The sequence below is a fragment of the Cellvibrio sp. genome (assembly GCF_053579595.1).
The window spans coordinates 1-15816 of sequence record NZ_JBRFPI010000061.1 but is presented as its reverse complement, the minus strand read 5'-3'; the positions used below and the strand labels follow the sequence as shown (position 1 = coordinate 15816).

The following is a 15816-nucleotide window of genomic DNA, read 5'->3' as shown; positions in this document are numbered from 1 at the left end:
CTCTGATGAATTTGCAAAGCAGTGAGCAACAAGTACGCCTGGATGCAATCCAAATTTTACGCGGTAGCCTACAACAAGAAGTGCGCACCGCATTATTAGAGATCGCCACCAATGATGCCGATGACAAAGTGAAACAGCAGGCGCAATTTGCGTTGGACTCTATCGAAGACCGCATAGCAGCGTTTCGCTTAACTGAAAATATTTTCTTTGGTTTGAGTTTAGGCTCAGTGCTCTTGCTCTCCGCGATTGGCCTCGCCATCACATTTGGTGTGATGGGGGTAATTAATATGGCGCACGGCGAGTTGATGATGATCGGGGCCTACGTCACCTGGGTTGTACAACAACTTTTCCCCAACCATATTGCCTACAGTTTAATGATTGCGATTCCAGCAGCGTTTATTGTTGCAGGCTTGGTGGGCATTGCAATTGAACGCGGCGTAATTCGTTTTTTATACGGCCGCCCACTGGAAACCCTGCTGGCCACCTTCGGCATCAGTTTGATTTTACAACAAGCGGCACGCAGTATTTTTTCTCCACTCAACCGCGCGGTTGAGTTGCCCGAATGGATGAGCGGTTCGCTGGTCATCAACCCGGTGCTCTCTATTACCTACAACCGCCTGTACATTTTTATTTTCGGTTTGCTGGTGTTCTTTGCACTTCTGGTGATTCTGAAAAAAACCTCACTCGGATTAAAAGTGCGCGCCGTTTCGCAAAACCGTGCCATGGCTCGCGCTGTTGGCGTACGCGCAAGCTGGGTGGATGCGATGACATTTGGCCTCGGCTCTGGCATTGCCGGTATCGCTGGTGTTGCGCTCTCACAACTCACTAACGTTGGCCCCAATCTCGGCCAAGCCTACATTATCGATTCGTTTATGGTGGTGGTGTTTGGCGGAGTCGGCAATTTGTGGGGCACTCTTGTTGGCGCTATGGGGCTCGGTATCATCAATAAATTCCTCGAACCTTACGCAGGTGCAGTACTTGCGAAAGTACTGGTGTTGGTGTTGTTGATTCTGTTTATCCAAAAACGACCCAAGGGAATTTTCCCGCAAAAAGGTCGTGCGGCGGCGGATTGATTAATCTCCTACCGCTCCGCTTTTGAATGCCAACATCCAATGAATTGAAAGAATTTTAAAAGAGAGAATCAAATGTTAACCCAACGTTTATTACTCAGCGATCGCGGCGGCATGATTGTGCTGGGATTGGTATTGCTCGCCATGGTGCTGGTGCCCATCTGCAATATCCTCGTGCCAGAAACCTCATCATTGCATATCTCCACCTTTATGGTGACGCTGCTTGGAAAATTTCTGTGCTACGCACTGCTTGCACTCGCGGTGGATTTAATCTGGGGTTATTGCGGAATATTATCGCTCGGCCACGGCGCTTTTTTTGCGCTGGGCGGTTATGCGATGGGTATGTATTTGATGCGTCAGATTGGCCCCCGCGGTCAATATGGTGATCCGCTGCTGCCCGACTTTATGGTGTTTTTAAACTGGAAAGAATTGCCTTGGTACTGGCAGGGTTTTGATATGTTCTGGTTTGCGATGTTGATGGTGATTGTAATTCCCGGTTTGCTCGCCTTTGTTTTCGGTTGGCTTGCATTCCGCTCGCGCGTTACCGGTGTGTATTTTTCTATTATCACCCAGGCATTAACCTACGCGTTACTGCTCGCGTTTTTCCGCAACGAAATGGGTTTTGGCGGCAACAATGGCCTTACCGATTTTAAAGATATTCTCGGCTTTCCTATCGCCGCTAATGGCACACGTATCTCACTGTTTTTAGCGTCCGGATTTATGTTGATAATTGCCTACATCGCCTGCCGCTATATTGTCACTTCGCGCATGGGGAAAATTATTGTCTCGATCCGCGATGCGGAAAGCCGCACGCGTTTTTGCGGTTATAAAGTGGAGTCCTACAAACTCTGGTTATTTGTATTCTCTGCGATTCTCGCAGGCATTGCAGGCGCTTTATATGTCCCGCAAGTCGGCATTATTAACCCCGGTGAATTTTCACCACTCAACTCGATTGAGTTAGTCGTGTGGGTGGCCACTGGTGGGCGCGGCACTTTGTTTGGTGCGATTGTCGGTGCATTTACCGTTAACTACGGCAAAACCATTTTTACATCTTATTCACCTGAAACCTGGCTGTTTGCCCTGGGTGCACTGTTTGTGATTGTAACGTTAGTATTACCCAAAGGTTTGGTTGGCCTTTTTAATCGCAACAAAAAAGTACCAGCCAAAATTAACACTACTGCCGAGCCAACAAACAGCACAGCAGAAACTGCCAAGGAGAACGTGTAATGAATATTCTTTCGCAAGCACGCCGCTCACTTGGCCAAGCTGATCCAAATTTTGGTGCACCGCTGGATACTACCAAAGGCACGATTCTGTATGTGGAAGGTATCACCGTTAGCTTTGATGGATTTCGCGCACTCAATAATTTAAACCTCTACATCGATGAAGGTGAATTGCGCTGCATTATCGGCCCTAACGGCGCGGGCAAAACCACCATGATGGATGTAATCACGGGCAAAACCAAACCGGATGAAGGCAGCGTTTTTTTCGGTCAGCAAATTAATTTGCTTGAACTCTCTGAGCATCAGATTGCGCGCGGTGGTATTGGCCGAAAATTCCAGAAACCCACTATTTTTGAAGCGCTGAGTGTGTACGAAAATTTGGAATTGGCAACCGCAGCCGACAAACGTGTGTGGTGGACGCTAACCCAACAATTGAACAGCGCACAAAAATACCGTATTGACGAAGTACTGTTACAAATTGGCTTGCAAGAACATCGCTATAAAAATGCAGGTGCATTATCGCACGGCCAAAAACAATGGCTGGAAATTGGAATGTTATTGATGCAAAACCCGCGCGTACTGCTAGTCGATGAGCCAGTCGCCGGTATGACGGGAGAAGAGACCGAAAAGACCGCCGAGCTATTATTATCACTCGCGGGCGACCACTCAGTTATTGTTGTAGAGCACGATATGAAATTCGTCCGCTCTATCGCGCGCAAAGTCACTGTATTACACCAAGGCTCAGTGCTCACCGAGGGCACTATGGATCAGGTACAAAATGATCCAAAAGTGATTGAAGTGTATCTTGGTGAATAAAAAGTGAATAAATAGGACGGGAATACAACCATCATGTTGACGATTAAAAATATCAATCAATACTACGGCCAAAGCCACATCCTCTGGGATCTCTCCCTGAATTTAAAACAGGGCACTTGCGGCTGTTTAATTGGCCGCAATGGCGTTGGTAAAACCACCCTGCTTAAATGCATCACTGGTTTATTGCCCGTGCGTGACGGCGCGATTCAATTAAACGGTTATGACATCAATAAACTCTCTACCGAAAACCGCGCACGCGGCGGTATTGGTTTTGTGCCCCAAGGCCGCGAAATATTTCCGTTGCTAACAGTGGAAGAGAATTTAAAAATATCGCTCGGTGCACGCAAAGATAAATCGCGTTTTATTCCAGGTTTAATTTATGAATTATTTCCCGTGTTAAAAGAAATGAAACACAGACGCGGTGGCGATTTATCCGGCGGTCAGCAACAACAACTCGCGATTGGCCGCGCGCTTGTTCTAGACCCGAAATTATTAATCCTCGACGAACCCACCGAAGGTATCCAGCCGAACGTAGTACGCGACATTGGCGATGTGATCCGCAAACTCAATCGCGAGCTGGGTTTGACGGTATTACTCGTCGAACAAAAACTGCCGTTCGCTCGCCGTGTAGCCGATGATTTTTTTATTATGGAGAAAGGTAGCGTAGTGGCAACCGGGCCGATAGCCGATTTGAAAGATGATTTGGTGCAGCGATATTTGAGTGTATAAAAAAGCCGCCATTTTCAGGCGGCTTTTCTGTTCATGTTTTAAAAGGATTTAGACTATTTTACAAAATTAAAGGTTTCTTGAAAACCATAGGCCCAACTAACACCATTCTCGGACGCCCACAAATCATTCAGAAAATCACCTTTATAATCCACACCACCCAACAATAGCATTTTATTATTAAAAACTATCACGTGATGTTGATTTCTTTCGGTAAAACCAGCGCTTTCAATCTCCTTTTGCCATGTTATACCATCAGCAGAACTCCAAATATCATTCTTACTTACGCTGTTGGAATCTGCACCACCGATAACCCACAGCTTGTTTTCATAGGAGACAACTTGATGATCCTGACGCTCCGTAAATGGCGCAGAGGCTTGTTTTTGCGTCCAATGAATACCGTCAGGCGAAGACCAGATATCATTTTCCAAACCGTTGCCATAACCACCAATTACCCACAAATAATTATTGTGGACGACAACCTGATGTGAATGACGCGGCGAAAAGCCAGCATCGGCAGTTACATTTTGCCAGTTGATGCCATCAGTAGATGACCAAACATCATTCTTAAAGCCATCATCACTCTGGCCACCAATAAGAAAAAGTTTATTATTAAATACCACAACCTGGTGATTCCGGCGCGCTTCAAAAGCACTATTTTCACTCTGCAAAGTCCATGTTACGCCATCGTCCGATGACCAGACATCACTTTTATTCCGGGAATTGTCATTACCCGCAATTACCCACAACTTATTATTGTAGGTAACTAATTCGTGTGCGAAGCGCGCACTGAAAGCAGCATTCGCACTCAAGCGTTCCCAAATAATGCCATCAGACGAATTCCACACATCATTTTTTACCGATGTGTTTTTTCCATAACCACCCACAAGCCATAAGTGATTGTTTAATTCAGTTAGCGCGCTGCCTGCACGCGAAGGTGCGCTGGAGATCAGCTCCTTTTTAACCCAGTCAATTCCATTATCGGTAGTCCATACATCATTTAACTGACTGACACTCTCACTACCGGCAATTAGCCATATTTTGTTATCCTGAACAACGGCTCTGTGTGCATCTCTTGGTGAAAAAGCAGCTCGCTCAATTTTTTGAGTCCATGTGATTCCGTCGGCAGATGACCAAACATCATTTTTCTTGTCATAATTGCTGTTTGTTGTATTTCCGCCAAACAGCCATAAATTGTTTTTGTATGACACCAGTTGAAAACCAGAACGAGCACTAAATTGGGCATCGCTATTTAATTGAATCCATGTCAAACCATCTGTCGATTTCCAAACGTCATTTTTGAGACTGCCTGAACCAACACCTCCTACTAAAAACAAAGCATTATCGTGAACAACTACTTTGTGTAAATATCTTGAAGAAAAAGCAGCGTTTGCTGTTTCTAATTTCCATGCAATGCCATCGACTGATGACCATATGTCATTTTTTTCTCCATTTTCATCATAGCCACCAATCAACCAGAGTTTGCCTGCAAAGCTAATCAATTCATGGTGATATCGCGCAGAAAAGCTAGCATTGGCCGTTCTCTGTACCCAGGAAATTCCATCCGATGAGCTCCAGATATCATTTTTTGATTGTTGATTATCATAACCACCAATAAGCCAGAGCTGATTATTGAATACAGCTACTTTATGACCTTGACGTGCTGAAAAGTTGGCTGCAGCAGTTCGTTGTTTCCAATTAATTCCATCCGTGGAACTCCACACATCATTCAGCATTTCAAATCCAGCAAAGCCACCAATCACCCAAAGCTGGTTTTTAAATGATGCCACTTGGTGATATGAACGAAGAGGAAATAATGCAGCAGCGGTAACTGTAACACTGGCTCTACGATCGCCAAATTGAAGTACGTAATAACCGGGGTTGTTCAGCGTTGTCGATGTATCTATCACTGACTGATTAGCTAAAGTAGTGACCTGACCATTCGCGCACAGTGAAATATTATTGATATCGCAATTGGCCGTGTTACTGCGATAAAACCGGATACCCGTTGCCTCCTCTGGAAAATGAACTGTCGTATTTTCTACACCAATCCATGCTGACATGGTGAGCGAAGTGGGTACCGATTGAATTTTATAGTTCGCATTTGCCGCTGCGTATTGATTATCACTGGCAATTTGCGCCCCTATATCAACGCTACCAGCGCCCTTAATAGTGACAAAACCACTATCATTAATACCCGCAATCTGACTGTCAGTAGTTGTATAACTGATGCGCCCTACGCCTTGCCCGGTTGCAACATTCGTCAGAGTCTCACCAATAAATAATTCAAACGGGCCAGACTTGTTGAACGTTAATATTTGACTCGACAATTCACTGGAGCTGGATGCGCTAGTAATAACACTCGACCCCATAGAGCTAGGGGCAATGGAACTCGCAGGTTTACTTGAAAGGGCAATACTGGATTTTTGCCCAACTGATGCACCACCTCCGCCTCCGCCACAAGCCGCAATCGCCAGCACCGCCGCAAGTGTGCAAAATAATTTTATTGCTCTCATTAAATACTCCATAAATAATAACGCAAATGATTGACCGATTATTAAATTTTTTACTGCACTAGCGAGTGTGTGATGACGAAATTATCCAACAGGATATAGCCATTCGCCACATTGGATCCTTTGGAATCGAAATAGACACCCATATATTCCGCGTTGCTAATTTTTCCTGCTGGTATTGTCGTACTGATGGTATTCCACTCATCCGCCTTCAGGCGCGATGCCGGAATTCCATCCAAGATGTAGTAGAGACCTGAGCGGCTTATAAAATAAAAACCCAATTGCATTTGCCCATCATCTACATAAGCAGATGGCAGTAGCACACTCACGCTCAGCGTGCCCTTGGCCGCACAACTGCTCAGGGTTTCAGTATCCCGTACCGAAAATCCCCAAGCTGCGCCAACAGAATTCCATTGTGGAATTAGCGTTACCAGTGGACCAACACCGGCTAACCATTTCGAGGAATCCAATGGCATTTGATCTACCGTCTCTACCTTGGTGGTATAGCTCCAATCAGTGCGATCAAAATGCTGGGCAAAACATTTTTTAGTGGTGACAGGCGCACTTCCTTTAACCCAACGAATATTATCAATTTGAAAGTGCGTATTAGTTTGCTGCCCCCAGCGTGGAATTATTTGAAAGCCCATAGCGACATTGGTTATTTTCAAACCGTCGCGGATTAAATCCGCTACCGATAGCTCATAGGTTTTCCAGGTATTTAATTCATCAATCGGGATTCTCACGTCGGTTGAATAGCAAGGCCAGCCGCACTCAATGTGTACGGTGAAATCCGGATTCGCTTCCGGTGAAGCAAGCACTTTTATATCAAATATTAATTTCCCGGTGGCATATGCACTCATATCCACACCAGCGGGAAATGCAGCGGCCGCGCGGAAATGGGGCAAACCATTAAAATCATTATTATTGTTGTATTGGATGTCCCAGACTTTTTTATACAGGGCATCGCCACTGTCAATAATTTTTTGTGAAACCAACGCACCGTCAGATCCGAAAGGTACTTCGTAGTATATATTTGAGTTGACTTTTTGTTGCTCAAACACCGAAGGCTCTTGCCAATTGGGACAAGTCTCATCAATAAATACCGCACCTTCAACAGAAGCGCAGGTCATTACCATCGCCCCTGATGATAGACTGGAATTATTGGAGCTGCGAGAAAGGCTGGAAACAGCTGTATTACTGGAGATAGATGCACTTGATTGGCCAGGCGTTACTGGCCCGGGAGTATTTACTTTGTCACCATTGCCACCGCAAGCAGCCAACAGCGCCGCACAAAAAGTCCAACCCACTATTCCCAACAACCGCATTACAACCCCCTGTCAAACCCCGATGAAAAATTAAAGTTCACTATGTAAAAAATCTTTAGCTTATTAATAAAAAGGCGCGGGAACTTTGCGATCTTATAACAAGATCGACAATTCCCACGCAACAAAAACATCCTGTAATTAATCCCTGAAATGAAAAATTAACTCAGAGTGCTGAGTCAATTAATTCACACTGTAATACTCCCTTCTGCCCTTTGGCCTTATCCACCACCTGCAGCTTTGAACCGCCGGACATCACGCCCATTTTTACTTCCTGCCAAACGTAATAAATTTCACCTTTTTGGGTAGTCAAATCCAAAGTTGACTTATCACCTTGTGACGTGAGGGTGTGCTTACCCGAAGGTAAATCAAATTTGAAAAAGGATTTTGGTCCAGTGGTACCTGCCAACTTCCCATTGACTGTGACTGGCATAGACAAGGCAGCACCCAGGGTTTCATTGCGGTACACATAAACCTGTGCAACTTCTGCATTGGGCTTAAACAACTTTGCCGCGCTGTCGCGGTCAACCGATGCTTTTTTAACGCTGGCGCACCCTGTTACCAAAATAATGGCAAGTAAAAGGCTTAATTTCGGTAGTAACTTAACGCTATTCATAGGCTTACTCTCGCTGGATTTGATAAAGATCGACTTAAAAAATGACGGCTGTCGAGCTAAAGACACACAGAGGGAGAAACACCTCCATTGCTGCGATAAAAAATACATAAAAAATGCTGCATCCAATGATGTATTGGACACAGAAGGAACATAAAACCGCACTAGCGATTACTGGTGCAACGTATAAATCTTCGATCCAGCATCGATATCGAGCGTCAAACCAAGCGATTGCGCCAATGCACGTAATGAGGTTTGTGGATCGGCTAATTGAATGACGGCGGTAATTTCCATCTGCCCCAGTGCGGGGTCAGCTAATTGAATGGGATTGGGTAGGTAACGGTTTAATTCGTCTATTACCACCTGCAACCTTTGCCCTTTAAATACCAATTGTTTTGTTCGCCAAGCCAGAGCGCTGCGGGGATCAACCGTTTCGGGAGTCTCACCTGCCAGCGCACGAGCGAGGGTTAGGCGCTGATTCGCCTGCAGTATGGCGGCAGGGATAAATTGCTCTGCTGCAACTGGCTGCGCACCCAACCCGACCTGACCTTCAACGACGGTTACCTGTACATCTGACACCGTACGATGAACAGAAAAATGCGTCCCTAACACTCGCACCATTCCCGCTTGAGTAACAACATCAAAAGGTCGATTCTCTTTCTTAACATCAAAAAAAGCTTCACCTTGCAACAACTCAATGCGGCGCTGTTTTTTATCGAAGGTAATCTCAACAATAGTGTTGGTATTCAACACAATATGGCTGCCATCATCCAATAACTGTTCTTGCTGCTCACCTTTGGCGGTTTGGTAGCGATAGTGTTGGCCATCCAAGTCGGAATAAGAAAAAAATGCCCAGCAGACTATCACCAGTAAACTGCAGGCGACTGCCCAGCCTTGCCATGCAGGAATAGACCAACCAGCTCGGTCCGGTGCATCTTGCACCTGGGCGAGTACTGCACCACGCTGCCACAATTGCTCCGCTTTAACATAAGCTGCTTGATTAACAGGAGACAGTGCGAGCCAGGCAAAAAACGCTTTCTCCTGCTCTGCAGTGAGCTGCGGGGAATTTAATAATGCCAGCCACTGGATAGCATCCTCTTGCGCTTGTGCGGCTGCGGTGTGATTCTTGTTCATCATGTACGCGCCTCCGCAAGGACTTCGCGTAAATATTTCAGCGTCTTAATAATATGCTTTTCCACCGTACTTTCCGGAATACCTAACAACGCACTGATCTCTTTGTAAGATTTTTCCTGCACACGGCTCAGCAAAAATGTCTGCCGATATTTAGCTGGCAATTGCTCCAGCGATTGCTCCAAACGTGCCAAATCGCGGTCGGCAGATACAGAGCGCTCCGGGCACAAATCATAGGTGGCATCCGCATCCTGACCTGCCACATAACGATTATGATGTTGTTGTTTACGAATACGGTTCAATGCCAGATTGGACGCCGTCTGGTAAAGATAGGCTTTTGGATTTTCAAGGCTGTCGATATTGTCGGCGCGCAGAATATTGTGAAAGGCATCCTGCACTATATCTTCCGCATCCTGCTGCGACTTTTTAAACTTGAGCGCGATCAAGCGTCGTAAATCCGATTGATGGGATTCAAATAGAGAAATTAAAAAGTGTGGCGCCTTCATTTAAAAATCAAATCCAAGCTTGCCCACAATTGACCGTCCTTGCGCAGGGTTGAATCGCGTACCACCCAAAATTGAGGTGTAGTAATACTCATCAAACAGATTGTTTACAACCAATTGGAATTGATTGGATGAACCCAAAAACTCAAAATGATATGTCAAGCCAAGGTCAACCGTGGTGTAAGGATCAAGTACAAAGAATTCTTCACCTGCATTTTCTTCAGTATCCAAGGCCAAACCGGTGCCATAGGTCATACGCTCACCGACATAACTAACCCCACCACTGATATCAAGATTGGTCAGCAGCCGATAATGTGCAAATAAACTCGCCACTTGCTTTGCGGCCAGTGCCGGCACCTTACCCTTATCTTCACCCGATACAATTTTCGGATCGATCAATGAAAATGCACCCATCACATTCAAGCGAGAAGATGCTTGCAGGGTGATATCAAAATCCAACCCTCGCGTATTTTGTTGATGGGCTTGCAAGGCGGTGCGATAACCTTCAATCACTTTCACATCCACAATATTTTTTTTATCGATATCAAACAGGGCAACGCTGGACAAGAGGCGGCCATTCCACAGCTGCGATTTAACACCCAGTTCGACTTGATCTGACAACTCCGGGTCGGCCGCACGCGAACCTATATCATCGAGACGATAATTAGCACGTAAGGCTTCACTGTAATTGATAAAGAGTGAATGGTTTTCGTTGGGCTTAAATACCAAACCCGCTTGCGACGAAAAATGATTGTAGGTTTGCAAGGGGGTAAACTCATACTCGCTAATATCGGTATAGTCGCCGCGAATACTCGCATAACGTGTGCCCAGCGTTGCAATCCACTTTTCGTTTAATTCAATATTATCTTGCAAATACAATCCGTAATCATCGTAGAGCAAGCGCTGCTCTTGCGCCGTTAATTCGCCGCGTGTTTGGGTAGAGCCCAGCATAGTATCTACAATTTCAAAAAAGGCCCAATCCAGTTCGTCAACAGACCAAAATTGTCCCGGCAGTAAATCCCGTTTTTCAATGACGTATTTTTTATAGATATCCTGACGATACCAATCAGCACCTGCAGCGAGGCGATGGGTCAGCGAACCAGTATCAAATGCGCCCACTAATCTTAAGCTGGCATTGTTAACTGTTTCATCGCCCTCTTCATCGTATAGGCTGCGAATATTACCCAGTGAAAAAACGCCATCGCCTATTTGTGGATGAAAAATTAACGGCACACCAACTTGACCGCCCAACGTCAATAAATAAAAGTCATTGCCCAACTCATTGCGATCCAGCAACACATCCGTTGTTGTAATAACTTCACCACTGGTTCTTACGCCGACGCGCTGCTCATTCAACCAAAAATACTTTGCTGTCAACTGCCAATCAGTAGAGAAAGAATGATTCAATTCAGCGTGATACAAATTAAACTCACTGCTAAATTCCGGACGCGCCTGCGCGGCTAATTGTTCGAGTGTTGCGCCGGTAAATGGACCCGAGGGATTTAGTACTAAAAAATCGCGCCCCAATTCCTGCCGGGAAAATTGAAATTCATAACCTACGTCGATGCTGGTATCACTACCTAATTGCCAGGTCAACGAAGGGGCAACTAACTCACGGTGGATATTGTCCAACTCGCCTGATTCAGCCTGTTCATCAACCGACACAACCAAACGTGCATTGATATCCGCCATTAATGGCTCTGCCAGATTCAGGTCCAGGCTCGCGCTTCGCTGCCCAAATGATCCACCACTCAAACTAGCGCGCAAAAATGTTTCCGCTTGCGGGGATTTTCGCACCACATTAACAATACCGCCCGGCTCAGCCTGGCCATATAAAAGTGTCGATGGCCCTTTAAGCACCTCCACCTGCTCTATATTGAACGGTAAAATTTTTACCCCCGTCGTATCGCTTAACCGAAAACCATCCAGATATATGGCATGCCGTTGAAATCCACGGATAAATGCATCGTCATTACTATCGGCCAACCCATCACCCGGTGTTATGCCACTGGCGTATTTGAGTAGACCACCCAGCTCGCTCGGCTGTTGATCTTCCAGTAATTGTTTGGGAAGAATGTTGATAAAACGCGAAGAGTCGAAATAAGCAATACCACCGTCGATTTGTGAATTCGCAATCGTGTGGTAGCGGAACGGCAAGCGTGTACTGGTGACGATAACCTCTTCAATAGGAGCCGGAATAACAGAGTCAGAGGGAGATAAAAGCGGTGGCGGCGTGGGTTTAAGAATCTTGGCGCGAATGTAATAGGTACTGCTATCTGGTTGGAATTGATATTCCAAAGGTGTATTCGCGAGCAAATTGCCCAAGGCGTTTGCCACCGGCTGCGAGCCCACAATCGGTGTAGAGCGATGCCCCTTGATCAGCTGGTTGTCAACCACAATCGAAATATTCGCCTGGAGCGCAAACTCAATCAGCGCGGATTGCAGCGATTGACCCGGTAAATCAAAGTAAATCGTAGTCGTCTTAGGTGCTATGGGGGCGGCGCAAGCGGCTTTCACTACCAGGAAAAAGGAAAGAAACACACAGGCTAATTGACTGGCTAAAAAAGGATCCGTCTTTTTCATTATTCTATTAATACACATAAGAGGTGAAATTTTGACCATTATGCTATTAGAGACGCCAAATTGCGATGATCATTTTCACGGAAAAAGCATATTCTGCGCCATTAAATCACCGCATACCGAGTTATATACTTCTTGACTATAAGATGCCATTGGGCGATCCTTAGTGCGACAAGTATGCAGGCTGATTTTTTGCCGTGACTTATCCGTAATCCACAAGTGAACATCCTTGGCAAACATAAGCAAAAAAGTGCTGCTGTAGCCGAAACCCGCTAGAGTAAAAGCTCCATCACATAAGAAGATATAACCCAAATGACTCAACTCCCTGCGCAAAGACTGTCCGTTGTTGAAAAAGTTGGCTATAGCCTCGGCGACCTGGCTGCCAACCTGATTTTCCAAACCCTGCTCACCTTCCTCGCGTTTTTCTATACCGATGTGTATGGAATTTCAGCGGGCAAAGCAGCCACTATCATGGCGATTGGCGGTATGTTTGGTGCCTTTTTCACCCCGGTGATGGGGATAATTGCCGACCGAACATCCACTCGCTGGGGTAAGTTCCGCCCCTGGTTACTCTGGACATCTATCCCCTTCGGCGCAGTGGCTTTACTCGCGTTTAGCACGCCCGACTTCGATGAAAACGGCAAAGTCATTTACGCCTTTGTCACCTACATTTTGTTGTTGATTATCTACGCCGCGAACAACCTGCCCTACTCTGCGCTGAGCGGAGTGCTGACCGGCAATATGTCAGATCGCAATAGTCTGTCTTCCTACCGGTTTGTTGCGGTGATGGTCGCGCAATTTATTATCCAAGTGTTGTTATTGCCGCTGGTATTAATTCTGGGCGATGGCGATAAAGCGGTGGGTTTCCACAACACCATGTTGCTGTTTTCGATTGTTGGCACCGTGTTTTTCCTGATTGCTTTTGCCACAACCAAAGAAAGAATTTTACCTGTTGTTGCCGGACGTAACTCGATCGCCCAAGATGTTTCCGATCTGTTTAAAAACCTGCCCTGGATTGTGATGCTGGTAGTGACTGTGCTGGTCTTTATCACTCTCGCACTCAAAGGCGGCATGTACATATTTTATTTTGAAAATTATTTGAATGAAGCCAAGCTCGCAGAGTTCCTGCAAAACATCGGCTTCAATGGCTTTATCGCTGGACTCAATCACGGCCTGACCAGTATCGGCCTGTCGGAGTTCCAATGGCCGAAAGATGCACCTACTTCGGCATTCAGTTTGTTTAACGCCTGCGGCATTATCATGATGATTATCGGGATTGGTTTCTCCAAAAACCTCGCCGATAAATTTGGTAAACGCAATGTCTTCGGCGGCGCGCTCTTTCTATCGACCTTGTTTGTATTAGCGTTTAAATTTTTCTCTGCCGAAAGCATCGGTATCGTGTTCGTATCGCAAATCCTGCACGGCTTTTTCTACGGTGTAACCATTCCTCTGCTATGGGCGATGATTGCCGACGTAGCCGATTACTCCGAATGGAAAAATAATCGTCGCGCCACAGCAATTGTATTCTCCGCAATGATTCTCGGCCTCAAAGCGGGCTTAACTATCGGTGGTTCATTGGTCGCAGGTTTGCTCGCGTATTACGGCTATGAAGCCTCACTGCCAATGCAAAACCCTGAAACTATCGAAGGTATTAAAACGGCGGTGAGCGTGTTTGCATCCCTGCCATTCTTTGCTGCTGTTGCCTGTATGTTCTTCTACGCTATCAACAAGCCCCTGGAAACACAGATTGAAGCCGACCTGAATGCCCGCCGCAAATCGGCAGGCCAATAATTGTTTTAACAAACGATTGTTGTGATAAGTAAATGTTTGAAATGAAGTAGAGAGAATATTGTATGGCAGAAGAATTTTTAGCACCGGAAGTAGTTGCCGACTTAAAAGCACGCGCAATTTCCCAACCGCTGGTTGAGCACATCTACACTGCTGACCCGTCAGCGCATGTGTTCAACGGCAAGATTTATATTTATCCATCGCATGATATTGAAGCGGGCATTCCGTTTAACGATAACGGCGATCATTTCGGGATGGAGGATTACCACGTAATTTCTCTTGATTCCCCCGATAGCCCCGCAGTGGATAACGGTGTTGCCCTGCATGTAAAAGATGTGCCCTGGGCCAAACGCCAAATGTGGGCTCCGGACGCCGCGCATAAAAATGGCAAATACTATTTATATTTTCCAGCAAAACGCGCAGACGGCATTTTCCAAATCGGCGTAGCGGTAGGTGATTCACCTGTCGGTCCATTTAAAGCAGAACCCGAAGCCATCAAAGGCAGCTATTCAATTGACCCTGCTGTGTTTGAAGATAATGACGGTGCACACTACATGTACTTTGGTGGTATTTGGGGCGGCCAGTTGCAAAATTATCGCAACAACCAATACGACGCAAACCGCGGCGAACCTGCAGACAACGAACCAGCACTCGGCCCCATCATCGCGCGCATGAGCGATGACATGAAAGAGTTCGCCGAAACACCGCGTGAAATCCAGATTCTCGATGAAAATGGCCAACCATTGTTAGCAGGCGATCATGACCGCCGCTTCTTTGAAGCCTCCTGGATGCACAAATACAATGGCAAATATTATTTCTCCTACTCCACCGGCAACACCCACTTTTTGTGTTACGCCACCGGTGATAACCCCTACGGCCCCTTCACTTACCAAGGCCGTATTCTGGAGCCAGTGATCGGTTGGACGACGCACCACTCAATCGCGGAATACCAGGGGCAGTGGTATTTGTTCTATCACGATTCGATTTTATCCAAGGGCATCACTCACCTGCGCTCGGTGAAGATGGCCCCGCTGAATTACAACGCAGACGGCAGTATTCAAACCATTGTTCCCTATCGCGACTAATAGGGGTAGAATGCCGCCACTCGCTACTTGACGTGGGACGTTCGCAAGAACAACTCTTCAGGAGCGAACGGGGTCGATTTGGATTCGACGCTGGTGACAAAGTCTTAGGTGCATGTCGTGAGGGTAGCCAATCACGTAAATCCAAAGCTGCAAACTTACAGTTGCCAATGATGACAACTACGGTGCCCAATTAGCTGCGTAAGCAGCTTTTGAAAGCATCTTTAGCGGTTCGCCGCTAACGGTCTTTAACAAGGTGCCAGTACCGCGTTAACGCCCGTCATATAGAACTGGATCGCAGTGAAGCCTGCCTGGGGTGGATCAGCTAAAACTTATCAGGATCGCGCTTTACGTCCCGCCCGCTGGGCTGTAATTCGCTAAATCAATAGGCGGTTCTAAACATGTAGAGCCGAGGATGGAGTGCTGGCGGACGGGGGTTCAAATCCCCC

Annotated in this window: 12 protein-coding genes and 1 other RNA gene; 7 read left to right on the top strand and 6 right to left on the bottom strand. The window is 46.3% G+C overall.

Translation table 11 applies throughout. The annotated features are described in order from the left end of the window. The 4 genes from urtB to urtE all read left to right on the top strand — a co-directional run. Nucleotides 1–1073, top strand: a 1073-nt coding sequence (gene urtB / locus ACWA6V_RS05925) for an urea ABC transporter permease subunit UrtB (RefSeq protein WP_449521615.1), incomplete at its 5' end; no start/stop codon positions are given. A 72-nt stretch (nt 1074–1145) separates the two neighbouring features. Beyond that, the gene (gene urtC, locus ACWA6V_RS05920; protein ID WP_310075444.1) at nt 1146–2297 is read left to right on the top strand and encodes an urea ABC transporter permease subunit UrtC; all 1152 of its coding nucleotides are present in this window, start codon (nt 1146–1148) and stop codon (nt 2295–2297) included. Continuing rightward, entirely contained in the window at nt 2297–3109 is an 813-nt protein-coding gene (gene urtD / locus ACWA6V_RS05915) for an urea ABC transporter ATP-binding protein UrtD (RefSeq protein ID WP_310075441.1), read from the top strand. Before urtC ends, urtD begins: the two co-directional genes overlap by 1 nt. A 33-nt stretch (nt 3110–3142) precedes the next feature. Further along, a complete protein-coding gene (gene urtE, locus ACWA6V_RS05910) occupies nt 3143–3838 on the top strand; it encodes an urea ABC transporter ATP-binding subunit UrtE (protein WP_449521614.1) in 696 nt (231 codons plus the stop codon). Nucleotides 3839–3891: 53 nt separating this feature from the next. On the opposite strand, the gene ACWA6V_RS05905 is transcribed toward urtE, so the two are convergent. The 6 genes from ACWA6V_RS05905 to ACWA6V_RS05880 all read right to left on the bottom strand — a co-directional run bounded on the left by ACWA6V_RS05905 (nt 3892) and on the right by ACWA6V_RS05880 (nt 12500). Then, complete coding sequence (locus ACWA6V_RS05905) at nt 3892–6363, bottom strand: Kelch repeat-containing protein (protein ID WP_449521613.1); 2472 nt, start codon at nt 6361–6363, stop codon at nt 3892–3894. Nucleotides 6364–6401: 38 nt separating this feature from the next. Continuing rightward, nucleotides 6402–7673, bottom strand: a complete 1272-nt coding sequence (locus tag ACWA6V_RS05900) for a hypothetical protein (RefSeq protein ID WP_449521612.1) — start codon at nt 7671–7673, stop codon at nt 6402–6404. Nucleotides 7674–7836: 163 nt separating this feature from the next. Further along, nucleotides 7837–8286, bottom strand: coding sequence for a DUF2846 domain-containing protein (locus ACWA6V_RS05895; protein WP_449521611.1), 450 nt, complete (start codon nt 8284–8286; stop codon nt 7837–7839). Nucleotides 8287–8454: 168 nt separating this feature from the next. Next, a complete protein-coding gene (locus ACWA6V_RS05890; protein WP_449521610.1) occupies nt 8455–9420 on the bottom strand; it encodes a FecR family protein in 966 nt (321 codons plus the stop codon). Beyond that, nucleotides 9417–9920: an RNA polymerase sigma factor gene (locus ACWA6V_RS05885; protein ID WP_449521609.1), complete on the bottom strand. Its 504-nt coding sequence runs from the start codon at nt 9918–9920 to the stop codon at nt 9417–9419. The genes ACWA6V_RS05890 and ACWA6V_RS05885 overlap by 4 nt, the downstream gene beginning before the upstream one ends. Beyond that, entirely contained in the window at nt 9921–12500 is a 2580-nt protein-coding gene (locus ACWA6V_RS05880) for a TonB-dependent siderophore receptor (RefSeq protein ID WP_449521608.1), read from the bottom strand. It lies immediately after the preceding gene. 309 nt (nt 12501–12809) lie between these two features. On the opposite strand from ACWA6V_RS05880, the gene ACWA6V_RS05875 reads away from it, so the two are divergent. The 3 genes from ACWA6V_RS05875 to ssrA form a co-directional block, all read left to right on the top strand. Next, nucleotides 12810–14288 carry an MFS transporter gene (locus tag ACWA6V_RS05875; RefSeq protein ID WP_449521607.1) on the top strand — a complete coding sequence of 493 codons (1479 nt, stop codon included), beginning with the start codon at nt 12810–12812 and terminating at the stop codon, nt 14286–14288. 62 nt (nt 14289–14350) lie between these two features. After that, nucleotides 14351–15370: a glycoside hydrolase family 43 protein gene (locus tag ACWA6V_RS05870; RefSeq protein ID WP_449521606.1), complete on the top strand. Its 1020-nt coding sequence runs from the start codon at nt 14351–14353 to the stop codon at nt 15368–15370. A gap of 69 nt (nt 15371–15439) precedes the next feature. Continuing rightward, nucleotides 15440–15816, top strand: a transfer-messenger RNA (tmRNA) gene (gene ssrA / locus ACWA6V_RS05865); the annotation flags it as partial.

Coding starts and splice junctions, on each gene's coding strand:
- ACWA6V_RS05880 (WP_449521608.1), bottom strand. CDS start 12,500: ATGAAAAAGACGGATCCTTTTTTAGCCAGTCAATTAGCCTGTGTGTTT.
- urtE (WP_449521614.1), top strand. CDS start 3,143: ATGTTGACGATTAAAAATATCAATCAATACTACGGCCAAAGCCACATC.
- urtD (WP_310075441.1), top strand. CDS start 2,297: ATGAATATTCTTTCGCAAGCACGCCGCTCACTTGGCCAAGCTGATCCA.
- ACWA6V_RS05885 (WP_449521609.1), bottom strand. CDS start 9,920: ATGAAGGCGCCACACTTTTTAATTTCTCTATTTGAATCCCATCAATCG.
- ACWA6V_RS05875 (WP_449521607.1), top strand. CDS start 12,810: ATGACTCAACTCCCTGCGCAAAGACTGTCCGTTGTTGAAAAAGTTGGC.
- ACWA6V_RS05895 (WP_449521611.1), bottom strand. CDS start 8,286: ATGAATAGCGTTAAGTTACTACCGAAATTAAGCCTTTTACTTGCCATT.
- urtC (WP_310075444.1), top strand. CDS start 1,146: ATGTTAACCCAACGTTTATTACTCAGCGATCGCGGCGGCATGATTGTG.
- ACWA6V_RS05900 (WP_449521612.1), bottom strand. CDS start 7,673: ATGCGGTTGTTGGGAATAGTGGGTTGGACTTTTTGTGCGGCGCTGTTG.
- ACWA6V_RS05890 (WP_449521610.1), bottom strand. CDS start 9,420: ATGATGAACAAGAATCACACCGCAGCCGCACAAGCGCAAGAGGATGCT.
- ACWA6V_RS05870 (WP_449521606.1), top strand. CDS start 14,351: ATGGCAGAAGAATTTTTAGCACCGGAAGTAGTTGCCGACTTAAAAGCA.
- ACWA6V_RS05905 (WP_449521613.1), bottom strand. CDS start 6,363: ATGGAGTATTTAATGAGAGCAATAAAATTATTTTGCACACTTGCGGCG.